Annotated in this window: 15 protein-coding genes and 2 tRNA genes; 7 read left to right on the top strand and 10 right to left on the bottom strand. The window is 41.6% G+C overall.

What is annotated here, in order from left to right; all coding sequences use genetic code 11:
- A partial coding sequence (locus DXB52_RS12780) for an excisionase (protein WP_472520145.1) occupies positions 1–218 on the top strand: 218 nt, incomplete at its 5' end.
- 78 nt (positions 219–296) lie between these two features.
- On the top strand, positions 297–1,490 hold the full coding sequence (locus DXB52_RS12785) for a tyrosine-type recombinase/integrase (protein WP_021425046.1): 1,194 nt from the start codon (positions 297–299) through the stop codon (positions 1,488–1,490).
- Between the two features lie 281 nt (positions 1,491–1,771).
- On the opposite strand, the gene DXB52_RS12795 is transcribed toward DXB52_RS12785, so the two are convergent.
- Together DXB52_RS12795 and coaBC are read right to left on the bottom strand one after the other, a co-directional pair.
- Positions 1,772–2,539 (bottom strand): type III pantothenate kinase, encoded by a 768-nt coding sequence (locus tag DXB52_RS12795; RefSeq protein ID WP_117498288.1) that lies wholly within the window; start codon positions 2,537–2,539, stop codon positions 1,772–1,774.
- 3 nt (positions 2,540–2,542) lie between these two features.
- Positions 2,543–3,742, bottom strand: a complete 1,200-nt coding sequence (coaBC, locus tag DXB52_RS12800) for a bifunctional phosphopantothenoylcysteine decarboxylase/phosphopantothenate--cysteine ligase CoaBC (RefSeq protein WP_118107636.1) — start codon at positions 3,740–3,742, stop codon at positions 2,543–2,545.
- A gap of 225 nt (positions 3,743–3,967) precedes the next feature.
- Between coaBC and DXB52_RS12805 the strand changes: the two genes are divergently transcribed.
- Positions 3,968–4,399 carry a hypothetical protein gene (locus DXB52_RS12805; RefSeq protein ID WP_118107638.1) on the top strand — a complete coding sequence of 144 codons (432 nt, stop codon included), beginning with the start codon at positions 3,968–3,970 and terminating at the stop codon, positions 4,397–4,399.
- 73 nt (positions 4,400–4,472) lie between these two features.
- The gene (locus DXB52_RS12810) at positions 4,473–5,168 is read left to right on the top strand and encodes a 3'-5' exonuclease (RefSeq protein WP_055171422.1); all 696 of its coding nucleotides are present in this window, start codon (positions 4,473–4,475) and stop codon (positions 5,166–5,168) included.
- On the opposite strand, the gene DXB52_RS12815 is transcribed toward DXB52_RS12810, so the two are convergent.
- The 5 genes from DXB52_RS12815 to DXB52_RS12835 all read right to left on the bottom strand — a co-directional run bounded on the left by DXB52_RS12815 (position 5,165) and on the right by DXB52_RS12835 (position 10,869).
- Complete coding sequence (locus tag DXB52_RS12815) at positions 5,165–5,392, bottom strand: phosphopantetheine-binding protein (protein ID WP_015527752.1); 228 nt, start codon at positions 5,390–5,392, stop codon at positions 5,165–5,167. The genes DXB52_RS12810 and DXB52_RS12815 overlap by 4 nt on opposite strands.
- A gap of 66 nt (positions 5,393–5,458) precedes the next feature.
- The gene (locus DXB52_RS12820; protein ID WP_118107640.1) at positions 5,459–6,685 is read right to left on the bottom strand and encodes a hypothetical protein; all 1,227 of its coding nucleotides are present in this window, start codon (positions 6,683–6,685) and stop codon (positions 5,459–5,461) included.
- Positions 6,686–6,735: 50 nt separating this feature from the next.
- A complete protein-coding gene (locus DXB52_RS12825) occupies positions 6,736–8,286 on the bottom strand; it encodes an amino acid adenylation domain-containing protein (protein ID WP_118107642.1) in 1,551 nt (516 codons plus the stop codon).
- Complete coding sequence (locus DXB52_RS12830; protein WP_147322140.1) at positions 8,283–9,272, bottom strand: SGNH/GDSL hydrolase family protein; 990 nt, start codon at positions 9,270–9,272, stop codon at positions 8,283–8,285. Before DXB52_RS12830 ends, DXB52_RS12825 begins: the two co-directional genes overlap by 4 nt.
- Positions 9,273–9,282: 10 nt before the next feature.
- Positions 9,283–10,869 (bottom strand): MBOAT family O-acyltransferase, encoded by a 1,587-nt coding sequence (locus tag DXB52_RS12835; RefSeq protein WP_015527748.1) that lies wholly within the window; start codon positions 10,867–10,869, stop codon positions 9,283–9,285.
- A gap of 267 nt (positions 10,870–11,136) precedes the next feature.
- Between DXB52_RS12835 and DXB52_RS12840 the strand changes: the two genes are divergently transcribed.
- Positions 11,137–11,673, top strand: coding sequence for an ECF transporter S component (locus tag DXB52_RS12840; RefSeq protein WP_118107644.1), 537 nt, complete (start codon positions 11,137–11,139; stop codon positions 11,671–11,673).
- A gap of 160 nt (positions 11,674–11,833) precedes the next feature.
- Here the strand turns inward: DXB52_RS12840 and DXB52_RS12845 are convergent.
- The 3 genes from DXB52_RS12845 to DXB52_RS12855 form a co-directional block, all read right to left on the bottom strand.
- Positions 11,834–11,905, bottom strand: a tRNA-Cys gene (locus DXB52_RS12845).
- Positions 11,906–11,947: 42 nt separating this feature from the next.
- Positions 11,948–12,019, bottom strand: a tRNA-Glu gene (locus DXB52_RS12850).
- Positions 12,020–12,147: 128 nt separating this feature from the next.
- Entirely contained in the window at positions 12,148–13,644 is a 1,497-nt protein-coding gene (locus tag DXB52_RS12855; protein ID WP_118107647.1) for a DUF6612 family protein, read from the bottom strand.
- A 321-nt stretch (positions 13,645–13,965) separates the two neighbouring features.
- On the opposite strand from DXB52_RS12855, the gene DXB52_RS17370 reads away from it, so the two are divergent.
- Both DXB52_RS17370 and DXB52_RS17375 read left to right on the top strand, forming a co-directional pair.
- Positions 13,966–14,334, top strand: a complete 369-nt coding sequence (locus tag DXB52_RS17370; protein ID WP_472520151.1) for a GDSL-type esterase/lipase family protein — start codon at positions 13,966–13,968, stop codon at positions 14,332–14,334.
- Positions 14,331–14,627 (top strand): SGNH/GDSL hydrolase family protein, encoded by a 297-nt coding sequence (locus DXB52_RS17375; RefSeq protein WP_472520153.1) that lies wholly within the window; start codon positions 14,331–14,333, stop codon positions 14,625–14,627. Before DXB52_RS17370 ends, DXB52_RS17375 begins: the two co-directional genes overlap by 4 nt.
- Positions 14,628–14,879: the final 252 nt, after the last annotated feature.

The following is a 14,879-nucleotide window of genomic DNA, read 5'->3' on the forward strand; positions in this document are numbered from 1 at the left end:
AAAGGGGGTATCTGATGAATAACAACGATATTCCCGTATGGGAAAAATACACCCTTACCATTGAAGAAGCGTCAAAGTATTTCCGTATCGGAGAAAACAAGTTAAGACGATTGGCAGAGGAAAACAAGGACGCTGGCTGGCTCATTATGAATGGCAACCGCATACAGATTAAACGCCGACAGTTTGAACAGGTTATTGATAAATTGGACGCAATCTAATGCAAATGAGCCTTGTATGTGTTATGATGAACACAAGTCATATCAAGGTTCTTTCCAACAAGGAAAGGAGCAGACACCATGAAAGAAAAAAGACGGGATAACAAAGGACGTATCCTGCATACTGGAGAGAGCCAACGAACAGACGGAAAATACTTATATAAATATGTGGACGCATTTGGAAACACAAAATATGTGTATGCTTGGAGATTGACACCCACAGACCCGACACCAAAGGGAAAACGGGAAAAACTCTCACTTCGTGAACTGGAACAGCAGATAAGACGGGATATTGAGGACGGTATCGACAGCACAGGCAAGAAAATGACACTTTGTCAACTCTATGCCAAACAGAACGCACAAAGGGCAAATGTGAAGAAAAGCACAATGAAACAACGGGAACAACTCATGCGGTTATTGAAAGAGGATAAGTTAGGTGCTAGGAGCATTGATACGATAAAACCCTCTGACGCTAAGGAATGGGCGTTACGCATGAAAGACAAAGGCTTTTCCTATAACACCATTAACAACCATAAACGCTCGTTAAAAGCGTCATTCTATATCGCCATACAAGACGATTGTGTAAGGAAAAACCCTTTTGATTTCAAGTTAAGTGAAGTCCTAGAAAATGATACCAAAGAGAAAGTCGCATTGACAGAGGAACAGGAACAAGCCTTACTCTCATTCATCAAGACGGACAATGTGTATCACAAGTATTATGATGATGTGCTGATACTGTTAAAGACAGGACTTCGTATCTCGGAACTGTGCGGACTGACAGTAGCCGATATTGATTTTAAGAATGAAGTTGTGATTATCGACCACCAGTTACTAAAGAGCAAGGAACAGGGCTATTATATTGAAACGCCTAAAACAAAGAGCGGAATAAGGCAAGTGCCATTAAGCAGAGAAACAATACAGGCATTTCAACGGGTTATGAAGAAACACCCAAAGGCAGAACCATTTGTGATAGACGGACGGAGCAATTTCCTATTTGTCAATCATAAAGGCAAGCCCAAAGTTGCGATTGATTACAACGCCTTATTTGTCCGTATGATAAAGAAATACAACAAGCACCACAAGGACAATCCCTTGCCACATATCACACCGCATACGCTACGCCATACATTCTGCACAAGGCTGGCAAGCAAGAACATGAACCCAAAAGATTTACAGTATATCATGGGGCATTCAAACATCAGTATCACAATGAACTGGTATGCTCATGCGTCCATAGATACCGCAAAATCAGAGGTTCAGCGTCTAATCGCATAAAAGTATTTACCACGATTTTAACCACGTTTGATAGAGAAAATATAGGAAGATAGACCTAGATATGTGAGGTTTACCACAAAAGCAAAATGCCCGTAGAGCCGATAAAATAAGGCTTTGCGGACATTTAAGAAGATATAAAAAGATAGTCAAAAAGACATATATAATTTATGTAAATACATATACATAAAAACCGGAAAGTAAAAGATAAATTTAAATTCTTTTACTTTCCGGTTTTTCAGTTTATACTCAAATTTGATTTACATTTTTATTTGCGTCATCTTTTACTTACGGTTCTTTTTGTAAATAATTGCAAGTCCTTTCAGAAGCAGATCATCGTCCAGGATAATCTCTCTTCTACAATGAGGAACAATCTTCTTCGCCAGTCCGCCTGTCGCGATCACAGTTGCCTCTCCGCCAAGCTGCTCCTGCAGACGATCAATAATTCCATCCATTGCGGCAGCGCTACTGTAGATCAGACCACTCTTCATACACTCTGTAGTATTCTTTCCAATCATATGCTCCGGTGCTTCAATACTGATTCCGCCAAGCTGAGATGCATGAGCTGTCAGAGAATCAAGAGAGACTCCAATTCCCGGATAAATCATACCTCCGATGTAATTCTTGTTCTTATCAATCACAGAAACCGTATTCGCCGTACCAAGATCAAAGATCAGAAGCGGTACCGGATACTCTGCAATTCCTGCCACCGCATTCACCACCAGGTCACTTCCCAGCTGCGCCGGGTTATCCATCCGGATATTCAATCCGGTCTTGATTCCTGCTCCTACAACAAGAACATTCTTCTTCAGGATCTTCTCTACCGCCAGCTTCACGATGGTTGTAATCTGCGGCACGACAGAAGAAATGATTCCGCCTTCTATTTCATCTCTATGAATATGATAAATATCAAGTACATTCTTAATATCGATTGCATACTCTAACTCTGTCTTTGTGCGAACTGTTGACAGACGTTCTACAAAAAGAGTTTTGTCTCCATCAATACAGCCCAGCACAATGTTTGTGTTTCCAATATCTATTGTCAGTATCATCTTCTAATTTTCCCCTCTCCTCACCAGAATCTGATCAAGGATCCGATCCGCCGTCTCCTCCTTTGTCAGCTTTCCAAGCTCTTTTTCAAAGTCTTCTGTGATCACTGTGACCACATTCGTATTTCCGCCAAACCCGGCGCCTTCCATTTTCAGACTGTTCGCCACAATCATATCCAGGTTCTTTTTCTTCAGCTTCTTTCTGGAATTTTCGAGCATATTTTCTGTTTCCATAGAAAATCCACAGAGGAACTGACCTTCCGTTTTATGAGTGCCAAGATATGCCAGAATATCATCTGTGCGTTCCATCTCAAGTGCCAGATCATCGTCCTTTTTCTTCACTTTCTCATCACTGACATAGCGAGGTCTATAATCCGCAACTGCTGCCGCCTTGATAATAATATCCTGTTCTTCGGCCCGTCCTGTCACCTCTTCAAACATTTCTCTCGCCGTTGTGATTGGAACAACATTTACAAACTGTGGCTTCTCAATAGAAGTCGGTCCTGTAACAAGTGTAACATCCGCTCCACGCTGCATACATACCTTTGCAATCGCATATCCCATCTTTCCTGTAGAATGATTTGTAATATAACGGACAGGATCAATGGACTCCTGTGTAGGACCTGCTGTAACCAGAACACGCAGTCCTTTCATATCCTTTTCTCTTGCGATCTCCCGCAAAATATATTCAAGCAAAAGCTCCGGTTCCGGCATTTTCCCTGCTCCTGTATCTCCACAGGCAAGATAACCAACCGCCGGGCTGATCACTTCATAATCATAATGCTCCAGTACCTTCAGGTTATCCTGAACGATTGGATTCTCAAACATATTCGTATTCATTGCAGGAGCAACGATCTTCTTACATTTGCACGCCATGATTGTTGTTGTCAGCATGTCATCCGCAATGCCATGAGCAATCTTCCCGATCACATTCGCACTTGCCGGTGCCAACATAACTACGTCCGCTTTCTTCGCTAATGATACATGTTCTACACTATATTGAAAATTCCGGTCAAATGTATCTACAAGACACTTATTTCCTGTCAGTGTCTCAAATGTGATCGGATTAATAAAATTTGTCGCATTTTCTGTCATAAGCACATGCACATCTGCATGCAATTTCTTCAGCGCACTTGCAAGTGACGCAATTTTATATGCTGCAATACTTCCTGTCACTCCAAGAAGTACAGTTTTTCCCTTTAACATGAGTACATTTTTCCTTTCTGTTAAACTCTTTTTTTAGTTTAGCACAACAAATATTCTTAGAAAAGTCCTTTACCGTTATGTTTTTCACAAAATACCGTATAATTTTGTATTTTATCCACATTCTATATAAAGAAACCCACATTCTTTTCTTATAACTGATGCACGTATTCCATCTTTGATATTATTTCGTAACAAATAACACACCATAAAAAGGAGGATTTCATCATGGATGAACAAACACGAAAACTATATGAAGAATGCAACACAGGATGTCAGATGGCAATCGAAAGTATGCAGCAAATCAAAGATTTCACCCAAGATACAACCTTATTCCAATTAATTGAAAAATACATTGATCGTCATTCTCGATTAGGCGGTAATGCAAAAGACCACCTGATTGATTCGGGAAATGAAGTTAAAGCTCCGGGAATGATGGCTTCCGCATTTTCCTGGTTCAGCACAGAACTTAAACTGAATCTGAATGATGATAACTCCGAAATTGCAAAACTTCTGATTGATGGATGCAGCATGGGAATTAAAACACTCGGAGAACGTGCCAATACATTGAACAGGGCTGACAAATCTGCCGATGCGCTGGCAAGAAAAATTATCAAAACAGAAGAAGAAATGATACGAGAATTAGAATCATTTTTATAAAATTTGCTTTCTCTTATCTGTAATGTTAGTATAGTGATATTAAGTTATTAACATTACAGATAAGGAGCATTCTATGCTGAAATCATATATTGCATTTGACCTGGAGACAACCGGGCTAAGTCCTCAGGAACATGAAATTATAGAGATTGGTGCCCTCAAAGTCCGGGAAGGAAAGGTCGTTGACCGTTTTATGGAATTCGTCCATCCAGACAAACCGATCACACCGATGATCACCAACATCACACATATCACAAATGATATGGTTGCAGGAGCAAGATCCTGCCCGGAAGTCATCCACGATTTTCTCTCCTTTTGTGAAGATGACGTGCTGATCGGACACAACGTCATGTTTGACTATAGCTTTGTAAAATGCAGTGCAGTCAGAGAAGGTCTTACATTTGAAAAAATGGGGATCGATACTTTAAAAATTGCCCGCAAAGTACATAAAGACTTTGAGTCTAAAAGTCTCGGTGCGTTATGCGACTATTATCATATTGAGAATCCTGCTGCTCACCGCGCATACTATGATGCACTCGCAACCGCAAAGCTTTATCAGACACTGGCACACTATTTTGAGCCACAGGATCCGAAAGTGTTCCAGCCTCTTCAACTTCAATATAAAATTAAAAAAGTGCAGCCTGCCACACCAAAGCAGATTGCACTCTTAGAACGTCTGACGGAACAGAAAGAACTGATACCTGACTGGGATACAGCTACGCTGACAAGAAGCGAAGCCTCCCGGATCATTGACAGACTTTTGAAATCTTAATCTTCCTGAAGTCTCTGTACCATTGCCCAGATCGCCTTTGCTGAATTGAAGTTCACCGGCATCATCTCAGAGGCTTCAATGCTGATATCAAATGCATCCTCCAGCTCTGATACAAGTGTGATGATCGCGAAAGAATCAAGAAGCTGATCATCGATCAGAGCTGTCTCGTTCTCATAGTCAATACTATCATCAATCTCATTTAAAATCTCTAATAATTCTTCCATTTTTTCTTCCTCTTTTTCTATTATTTTAAATTTCATTATATCCTACGTTATATCACAAATATCTTTTTATGACAACTGTTCTACCATATTCAATTCATAAGTTTCCTGCTGTACTCTTGCCTGGATCCATCCTTCTTCCTCACTGTAAAGTACAACTCCCGGAAGTTCATGACTCAAGAATAATGCCATTCCTTCCATCGCTGAATATGCACCGGTTCTCTCAAACACAAGGATACTGCCTTTTTCCAAACCTCTCAAGGTAATTTCATTGCATAGAACATCATTCAATGTACATAAAGATCCACAGACTTTCCATGTCTTATCCTCTGTATTCTTGTCCTCAGAGTCTTCCGCATCCTTCATTGAAACTTCTTTCGGAAGTACCTTCACATATGGCTCATACATTCCCTTAATCTGTCCGTCGTAATTAATCTGATGACAGCCTCCATCAACAATGCAATAATGAATTCCATCACTTGTCTTTGTATCTTCCACTTTGGTCAAATAATAGCCACACATCGCAGCCAGCGCACGCCCCAGCTCTACTGTTACATGCCCCTTCCACTGCATAGCCTTCACAGCGTCCTGAAGCCCCTTTAGACCAGTTTCCTCAAAGGTCTCTGCCGTTTTATCGCGGAAATACGGAACTGCCGTTCCAGAGCCATATTCAAGACATTTCACATCAATCTGTTCTTCTGCCGCCTTCTTTAAAAATTCATCCAGATATGTCAGTTCTTTCTGATGACGCTTCAGATTCTTCTTCTGTGTTCCTGAGAAATAATGGATTCCCTCAGCCTCGATTCCCGGAAGTTCCTTTGCCTTTTTCAGAATTTCTAATACCGTATCTTCGTCCATTCCGAACTGATTTCCACTTGTAAGTCGCGGATACAATCTGAGAATACCATCCTCCGGATGTTCCTCGCTCCATTCCACAAAATATTGGAAATGCAGTGGGGATTCAACCGTATATGCACATCTATTTCCACAATATGCAAGTATCTCCCGAATATCATCTCGTTTTTTCATAACACCTGAAATAAACAACTTTTCCGGTGGAACTTGCAGTTTCCTGCAGATTCGGAATTCTCCCATAGAGCAGACCTCGATTCGGTCTGACCACTGAGCCATATATCCTGTCAGAAATGGATTCGCCTTCATTGCATAACAAAGGTTGATCTCCGGACCAAATCCAGCACGAATACGTTCTGTCTGTTCTTTTAAGATATCCAGATCAAACACATAAAGGGGCGTTCCATACTTTCTAAACGCCTCTTGAAACAGTTCTTCTCTCATAACATTTATCCTTTCCCCTTATTCTTTTTCCTGTGATTAATTTTAAGACATCACATTCTATTTTTTCCATAATTCTTAAAATAATTACGGTCTGTCTTGCCATTCTTGTTCAACGGCATCTCATCTACCTGAATCAATTTTGTCGGAACCATATAGACCGGAAGTTTTTCCTTCATCTGTTTTCTGACATCTGAGGCTGCTTTCTCTCCAAGATAAAATCCCATAATACGATTTTTCTCCATATCAAAGACACAGCAGCTCTTCTCCACTCCATCAAGTGCTGTCATAGAACGCTCAATTTCCTCCAGCTCAATCCGGTGTCCCATATGTTTGATCTGGAAATCTTTTCTTCCTGCAAATACGATATTTCCTTCTTCGTCATAACTTCCAAGATCTCCGGTTCGATACATTCTCTGTTCTGTTCCATCTACAGGATACAGCACAAACTTCTCCGCTGTCTGCTCAGGTTCTTTATAATAGCCATTCGCCAGAGATTCTCCTGCCGAGCAGATTTCCCCCTGTACACCAGGTTCTGTCACCTGTTTGCCTTCCTCGTCTACAAGGATTACTCTTCTTCCCGGGAATGCCTTACCGGCCGGTATTTTCTCACTGTCCTCATACTGTCGCTCAATCGGAAAATACGTACAGTTGCAAGTAATCTCTGTTGGTCCATATAAGTTTACAAACTTTGCTTCAGGCAGTTTTTCCTGCCAGATACGCAGCTGTTTTGGCGGCATTGCTTCTCCGCTGAACATAACCCTTTTTACTGATTCCGGCACTCTGTAATTCAATCCTTTCAACGCAGACACAAGTGTTAATGCCGAAACAGCCCAGGTCAGATTAGTCACTTTCTTATCGCAAAGATAATCCAGAAGTCTCGGCGGTGTTGAAAAATATTCCTTCGGTATCAAAACAAGCTGTGCCCCTGTCATGATACTGGAATAAATATCCTTCACAGACACATCAAAATCAAACGGTGCCTGATTTCCAATTACATCCGCTGATGTAATCTCAAAGATTTCTGTAAAATGACGGATAAACCGGCTGGCTGCTCCATGACTTACCACGATTGCCTTCGGTGTTCCTGTTGATCCGGATGTAAAGATTCCGTATAAAACATCCGTCTCTTTCCACTGCCCCTGGATCTGTTCCAGTCTACTGTACTGCTCTTCTGACAATTCCGTTCCTGTTGCTGTCTTAAGTGCCTCCGGCCCCATCACTTTATTTTCCAGTCCATTTCCAACAGCTGCCAGCTGTTCCTTCCCTTTTTCATCGGAAATAATCACTTCAGGATCCAGTTTCTCCATAATCTTTCTCAGACGTTCTGTTGGATTCATCGGGTTCACCGGCACATAAAAGCATCCTGCATAAACGATGCCGAGCATCACTGCCAGTGTTTCTGAACTTTTCTCTAAAAGAACCGGAACCGGGTTCCCCGGTTGAACTTTTTCACTTAATTCTGCGCCTATTACCTGAGCTTTCTTCACAAGTTCCTTCCAGGTCAGCTCCTGATTCACATCCGAAACCGCAACCCGGTCTGCATACTTTTCCGCTGTCTGCTCCAGACTCCATAAAATATTCAACTTCTCTTTTGCTATCATTTTTCTACACCTGTTTCTTTTGTCACTTCTATTTCTCCTCGTGTCTTTGCAAGATTTTGCTCGTACTGTTCCGCCAGCTGATTCCATGCTTCATAAGCCGGATCATTTCTATGATCTTCCAACTCATAATTATCTTCTAAATAATTCCCAAGATATGAAGTCACCTTCTCTGCCCCATAAACATTCAGGTGATCCCCTTTATCCTGTGTATCTTCCGCCCAATTCAAACCCAGTTCTTCTACCTTCTCATTCAAATCAAGATATGCAATTCCTTTTTCATCTGCGTATTGCTGCATCTCCGCATGACGTTTATGATTCCAATTCTTCGGTGACGGCATACTGACAAGCAATAACTGCGCGTTATTCTTCTCACACAGTTCTTCAATTTTCTCCAAATAGATTTTAACATACTTTGGCATTGTTTCACATTTTTTCTTTTTCTTCATATAATCCGGTTTGCCTTCATATGGGGCAACCTCATCTCGAATCACAAACCCCTTGTAATTCGTATGTATTTTCGGCTCATCCACCGCTGTCTTCCATAGATTATGATAACGAAACACCGGAAGATAATATTGACCCATCTGTTCTAAAATTGCCTGCGTACTTTTCACTGCACCGATGTCACGGAACAAGGTATTTGTCTCGAGCATAACTATTTTAGGAGACTGTCCTTTAAATCCCTGTTTTAACATATAATAAGTTTCCGGTATTCTCTGTGCTCCCTGCCCACAATCATAAGCTGCGATTCCCTGATCTTCCCACAACCGCATTGTAGACACGGAATTATAGCTTTCACTATCACCGGCCACCAGCAGATCCAATGTATCTTCCGGCTCAACTGTAAGAGCCGCAAATGGGCGGTTTCTTCCGGTCACTTCTCCATTCAGCTGATGCACCACATAATATTCCATCCCGACAGAACTTGTCACCAAAAATACTGCCAGTATTACAATAAAGAGAATTCCTCTTTTTATCTTACTCATTCTTCTCACCTCAGAAACCAGCATAGATCAGATCCTGAATCTGATATCCATCCCCATACGCTGCGAAGATCAAAATCCCTATAACTAAGGCATAATACAATCCCCAGCGCACCGGTACAGCCAGTTCTCCCATTTTCTTCTGTACAGAGATTCCGCGCTCTTTCATAGAACCTATCACTCCCACGATCAGACAACCTACAATTACTGCCAGATAATCTGCCCGCTCAAGTCCAAGTGTATACAGTGTCCCATCCGTTAATTGTCCCACATCAAAATTCTTTATCATACTACAGAACATATACCATCCGGCCTTCAATCCATTTGCACGGAAAAATAACTCTCCAACTACAATAATCACCCATGTCTTTGCAATCTGGATTGTTCTCCAGATTTTCGTCTCCGGATCAATATGACACGCTTCTAAAATATGGTCTCGAACCGGCTCCACAGCAATCCCAAGCATGATCAATACAAAATAATACATTCCATAGAAAATATAGTTCCACTGTGCGCCATGCCAGACTCCGTTCGCAACCCACACTGGGAACAGGGCGATTGCAGAAGTCACCAGTCTTGTAATATGCTTTCCGCAATGCTTTCTTCCATACTGGTTCCATTTCTTAACCAATCCGGATACCGATACCGGATAGAAAATATATGCCTTGAACCACGCGCCGAGTGTAATATGCCATCTGCGCCAGAATTCCGAAGGATTCTTCGCACAGAACGGCTGTCGGAAGTTTTCCGGAAGGCAGATACCAAACAGCTTTCCACTTCCTATAATGATATCCATACAACCGGAGAATTCCATATAAAGCTGAATCACATAACCGATCGCTGCCGCAAGAATCACTGCTCCATGATAGTCTGCATAATGGTCAAACACCTGATTTACCATCAGTGCCATACGGTCTGCTATCACCATCTTTTTAAAGAGTCCCCAGAAGATTCTTACATAACCATCGACCACATTTCTATATTCCAATGGCTTTCCTGTATACAAAGTATCTGCCACATCTGAATATCTTGCGATTGGTCCCTCCATGATCTGTGGGAAGAATCCGAGAAACAATGCGGTTCTCCAGATTTCTGTCTCTGCCTGGATGGTTCCCCAGTACACATCTGTCATATAACCAATTGCCTGCAATGTATAAAATGAAATTCCAATTGGCATTAATAGCTTTTCCGGTCTCCATCCTTCCAAAACCGGATGTCCGAATAAATAACTCAAGTTTGTCGTAAAGAAATCAAAATATTTTAAATAACCAAGAACTCCGAGTAAAATCAAGATTCCCAGTATTAATACTCTTCTTCCCTTTTTCTGATACTCTGCTTTAATTACTTTCTTTTGTTTCCGATCCATACCTTCCACGGCTTTTGCTTCTTCTGTTTTGAGCAAAGTCAGCCAGATGCCAATACAATGGGTCAGAAGCGTTGTCCCCAAAAGATAAACCAGCAATTTTCCACTTAGCAGATAAAAGAAAATCCAGCTGAATGCAAGCAAGACTCTTCCTCTCCATTTCTCCGGTGCAAGCTGATAGGCCAACAGACAAACCGGAAGAAATAGGAATATATATATAATTGAATGATATCCCATCTTTGAAGTTCTCCTTTTTCATATGTTGTAAACTATACTTTCTTTCAAAGTATCTATAAAGTTACCATACAGATACAAACATTTCTAGTGTAAACCTTTTTTTATTATTTCATCAACATCTTAAAGCATACTCTCTACATTTCTTAAGATTTTATAAATTTGTCTCCCGCTCAAACTGGTATGGTTTATTTTTGTAAAAGTGGCTCTTTTTTATAGTCCACTTCTGTTGTATAGTATGATAAATCTTAAAGGAAAGAGGTTTTTGTTATGAATTCTAAGTCAACAGTAACATTAAAGAAACTTGTCATGGCTGCACTGTTCGCAGCGCTTGCCTGTGTTGCTACGATGTCAATCAAGATTCCTACTCCCGGAACAAGCGGATATATTCACCCGGGTGATGCGATTGTTATCCTTGCTGGTGTTGTTCTCGGACCTACATGGGGATTCCTCGCAGGCGGTATCGGATCTGCTATGGCAGACCTGCTCGGAGGATATTTTGTCTATGTTCCGATCACATTCGTGATCAAAGGACTGGTATCCCTTTGCTCCGCCCTTCTTTACCGTAAAGTAGGTAAGAATTCCAAAAGCCGTTACACAGCAGTCATCCTCGGCGGTGTTGCTGATATCATTCTCGTTGCCGGCGGTTACTGCCTGTGCGAGTACTTTATCTACGGAGCCGGTGCATTCGCAAGCGTTCCGGCGAACCTGGTCCAGGGAATCGGTGGACTGATCCTTTCTGCTGTACTTTATCCGATTTTGATTGCAATTCCGGATGTAAAACAGACAGCACTTGCGAATTCATAAGTTTTGTTTATTAACTGATAAGCCCTATAATATTGCACGCAAAATTCCCCATGGGAAGACAGAACCTTCACTTCTTCTCATGGGGGATTTTGTTGTATCTAAATACTTATTTTCACATAAAGAAAAAAGTCCGAAAACAATCATTTCCAAACTTTCTAAGAGGCGCAGACCGGATTTGAACCGGTGAATCAGGGTGTTGCAGACCCACGCCTTACCGCTTGGCTACTGCGCCATATCTTAAATTTTATTACAGCCAGCAATGCTTTCTGTAAAATGACCCCGACGGGAATCGAACCCGTGTTACCGCCGTGAAAGGGCGATGTCTTAACCGCTTGACCACGGGGCCTCAACGATCACATTCTTGCGTGACCGTTTTATATAATATCATATGTTTTTGTGGAATGCAAGTGTTTTTACAAATTTTCTTTTATTTTTTTCATCACCTTTTTTCATCACAATTCAAGAATGTAACAGTTACTCACCGTTTTTCACTTCGAACCTGCTGATTCCCATCATGCTCACTGTTCCATCCGTGCTGTTCGTATCGATCTCGCAACTATTATAAAAACTTCCGTCTTCATACCAGTTATATACATTTACAAGCTCGGATTCTGTATGTTGGGATGCTTCTCCATACGATGCCTGAACGACATCAATTGCCGTTCCCAACTGGATTCCTCCCGGGAATATTACTGTCAGGTCTTCGTTTCTCAGTGAATACTGTTCCACATAGATTCCTCCGACCAGACAATCCTTCGCTTCTTTTACAGCATTCCCCGTATTGATCAGATCCACCATGATCGTATTCTTGGAAGCATCTTTAAACCAGGCATTCTGATAATCTCCTGCTTCAATCTCATACTCCTGCGGAAGGCTTTTTTCATCCAGCGTAAGTCCAGTGCTTTCCAGGTCTGCAATCGTACACGGAAGTGTCAGTACCTTACCGTTAATCTGAACAGTATAAGAATTCCAGTTTACTCCAAGTTCCTCGCTTTGTGGTGAAGCACCTTCTATATCCGACTGGATTCCCTTAGCGGCTTCTGCTTCTGCCGTTGCTTCCTGATTCTCTTCTTCCAGCATTTCATCTGTATTATTCTCCGCTTCGTCCTCACCGTTATCCTTCGCAGATTCCTTTACAGCCTTTGGTACTTTAATCTTCTTTGTATCATTATAGGACACAAATGTCACTTCCAGTGTATAGGATGTCACCTGTGCATTCTCTTCTCCTGCTGCCTTCAGATAATCTGTCAAATCAAAGGTAATCTTTGCCGGAAGTATATTACTTCTATAAATATCAATCACACAGTCCACTTTTACATTGTTCAATTTCTGCTGAAGCTCCACGTTGCTTTCCGCATCCTTGGAAGCCTGTAGATTCCATCCTGACAGATCAGAGGAATCTTCTCCGAGTAAAGCTTTCAGCGTATCTGCAAATGTCTCCTGGAACTGTGTTCCACTGATCGTTCCTATCAGCTCAAAGCACTCTTCCTTATTCACGGTCGCAAGATCCTGTGAAACAGTGAATGCTCCGGACAGATTCTGAAGTCCATCAAATAATAAAGTCTGCTGTGAAGATGTCTCTTTCTCCTCAACAGCGTTCTTCTCCCAGGCTTCATCCGTTCCACTGTAGATCACCGTCTTCCCGTCTTCTTCCACCTGATAAGATTCCATCTCCTGTGTCTCTTTCGTTCCGGCCATATTCGTCTTCTGCTGACCTTTCCTGTGTACTGCTGCCGGATCCCGTATCATCTCGATATCCAGATTGCTCTCCTGGCTGATCGCACTGTCGCCATCCCCCATCTGCAGTTTTACGATCTGATTCTCTTCTGCCGATTCTACTGATGTCATATTAACCTCAATATCGCGGAACAGATTCTCTGCTGTCGCTGCTTTCTGACAGCCACTCAGACTTCCAACTGCCGCAAGAAATATAATTCCTGCCGTTAACTTCTTTATCCTTTTACATTTCATAGTTTGTCTTTCACTTCCCAAGTCGTATATTCAAGAATGCCTCGACATTCTTGCTGCTATATCTTATCGTAACCAGCTTTGCACTTCATTATACAAAATTATTTTCTCAAAAACAATGCTTACTTCCTGCCTGTGACATCTCATCGATGAACAATAATTACTGTTCACACACCACTATCCCGAGCATCCCCCTATCGTCTTCTATTTTCCTACTATTTTTATATGTTTATTTGGTTTTTCTATTGACTTTCTCATTGAAATGCTTTATCATACTTTTCATACTTGTTTAATATGTTATTTGTTTGAGTGAGGAATTTGCTTATGAATATCTTATGCTTTGGAGATTCGAATACTTACGGATACCGCCCGGATGGAATCGGACGCTTTGATGAAAAAACAAGATGGACCTGCCTGCTTCAGAAGAAATTCGGCAACGGACATCGCATTATCGAAGAAGGATTGTGCGGCCGCACAACTATTTTTTCGGACGCTTTTCGCGAAGGCCGCCGCGGATTAGACCAGATTGGAATCACAATAGAGACTCACAATCCTATAGATCTTCTGATTCTCATGTTAGGAACAAATGACTGTAAAACGCGCTTTAATGCTTCTTCCAAAACGATTGCCAAAGGATTGATTCAGGTTATTGAAAAGGCAAAGAAATATAGTTCTCAGCCTTTGAACTCTTGATCATCTCTCCGATCCATCTTGGCAATGGAGTCGGAGATGACGGCTTTGATTCTGAATTCGATCTTGCGTCTGAACAGGTTTCCAGACAGCTTGCACAGGAATATCGGAAAGTTGCTACTCATTATCACGCCGGTTTTCTGGACGCTTCAAAAATTGCTCTTCCAAGTGAAATTGACCGGGAGCATCTGGATGAATCCGGTCATGCAGCACTTGCAGATGCTGTTTATAAAACAATTACTGAAAATGGATTGCTTGAGAAAAGGATGGACTCTTCTTTCTGTCATATTGCATGATATTCTGTCCTAATGCTCTTACCAACTATGAGAAACACGCTCCGCGAGTTTCTCAAGTTATCGCGGCAGTCGCCAAGGTCTCGTGCAAGCACGGACTTTGGCTCGTTGCCACGTAAATTAAAAGGGCTGTCGTACGACAGCCCTTGAACTGCTCCCCGTCAAGTAGACAATTGAAAAAATATAAATTTTTCCTACCAGCAGAAATTTATCTGCTGGCAGTTTTTATGCAGCTTGCAAGTAAATTTCATGTTT

Origin of the sequence: Ruminococcus sp. OM04-4AA (assembly GCF_003462585.1) — a bacterium.
Lineage (GTDB): Bacteria > Bacillota > Clostridia > Lachnospirales > Lachnospiraceae > Mediterraneibacter > Mediterraneibacter faecis.

Bases quoted from the DNA above. Each gene is read 5' to 3' on its own strand.
- DXB52_RS12855 (WP_118107647.1), bottom strand. From the start codon at position 13,644: ATGAAATGTAAAAGGATAAAGAAGTTAACGGCAGGAATTATATTTCTT.
- coaBC (WP_118107636.1), bottom strand. From the start codon at position 3,742: ATGTTAAAGGGAAAAACTGTACTTCTTGGAGTGACAGGAAGTATTGCA.
- DXB52_RS12840 (WP_118107644.1), top strand. From the start codon at position 11,137: ATGAATTCTAAGTCAACAGTAACATTAAAGAAACTTGTCATGGCTGCA.
- DXB52_RS17370 (WP_472520151.1), top strand. From the start codon at position 13,966: ATGAATATCTTATGCTTTGGAGATTCGAATACTTACGGATACCGCCCG.
- DXB52_RS12825 (WP_118107642.1), bottom strand. From the start codon at position 8,286: ATGATAGCAAAAGAGAAGTTGAATATTTTATGGAGTCTGGAGCAGACA.
- DXB52_RS12810 (WP_055171422.1), top strand. From the start codon at position 4,473: ATGCTGAAATCATATATTGCATTTGACCTGGAGACAACCGGGCTAAGT.
- DXB52_RS12785 (WP_021425046.1), top strand. From the start codon at position 297: ATGAAAGAAAAAAGACGGGATAACAAAGGACGTATCCTGCATACTGGA.
- DXB52_RS12815 (WP_015527752.1), bottom strand. From the start codon at position 5,392: ATGGAAGAATTATTAGAGATTTTAAATGAGATTGATGATAGTATTGAC.
- DXB52_RS12805 (WP_118107638.1), top strand. From the start codon at position 3,968: ATGGATGAACAAACACGAAAACTATATGAAGAATGCAACACAGGATGT.
- DXB52_RS12820 (WP_118107640.1), bottom strand. From the start codon at position 6,685: ATGAGAGAAGAACTGTTTCAAGAGGCGTTTAGAAAGTATGGAACGCCC.
- DXB52_RS12830 (WP_147322140.1), bottom strand. From the start codon at position 9,272: ATGAGTAAGATAAAAAGAGGAATTCTCTTTATTGTAATACTGGCAGTA.
- DXB52_RS12795 (WP_117498288.1), bottom strand. From the start codon at position 2,539: ATGATACTGACAATAGATATTGGAAACACAAACATTGTGCTGGGCTGT.
- DXB52_RS12835 (WP_015527748.1), bottom strand. From the start codon at position 10,869: ATGGGATATCATTCAATTATATATATATTCCTATTTCTTCCGGTTTGT.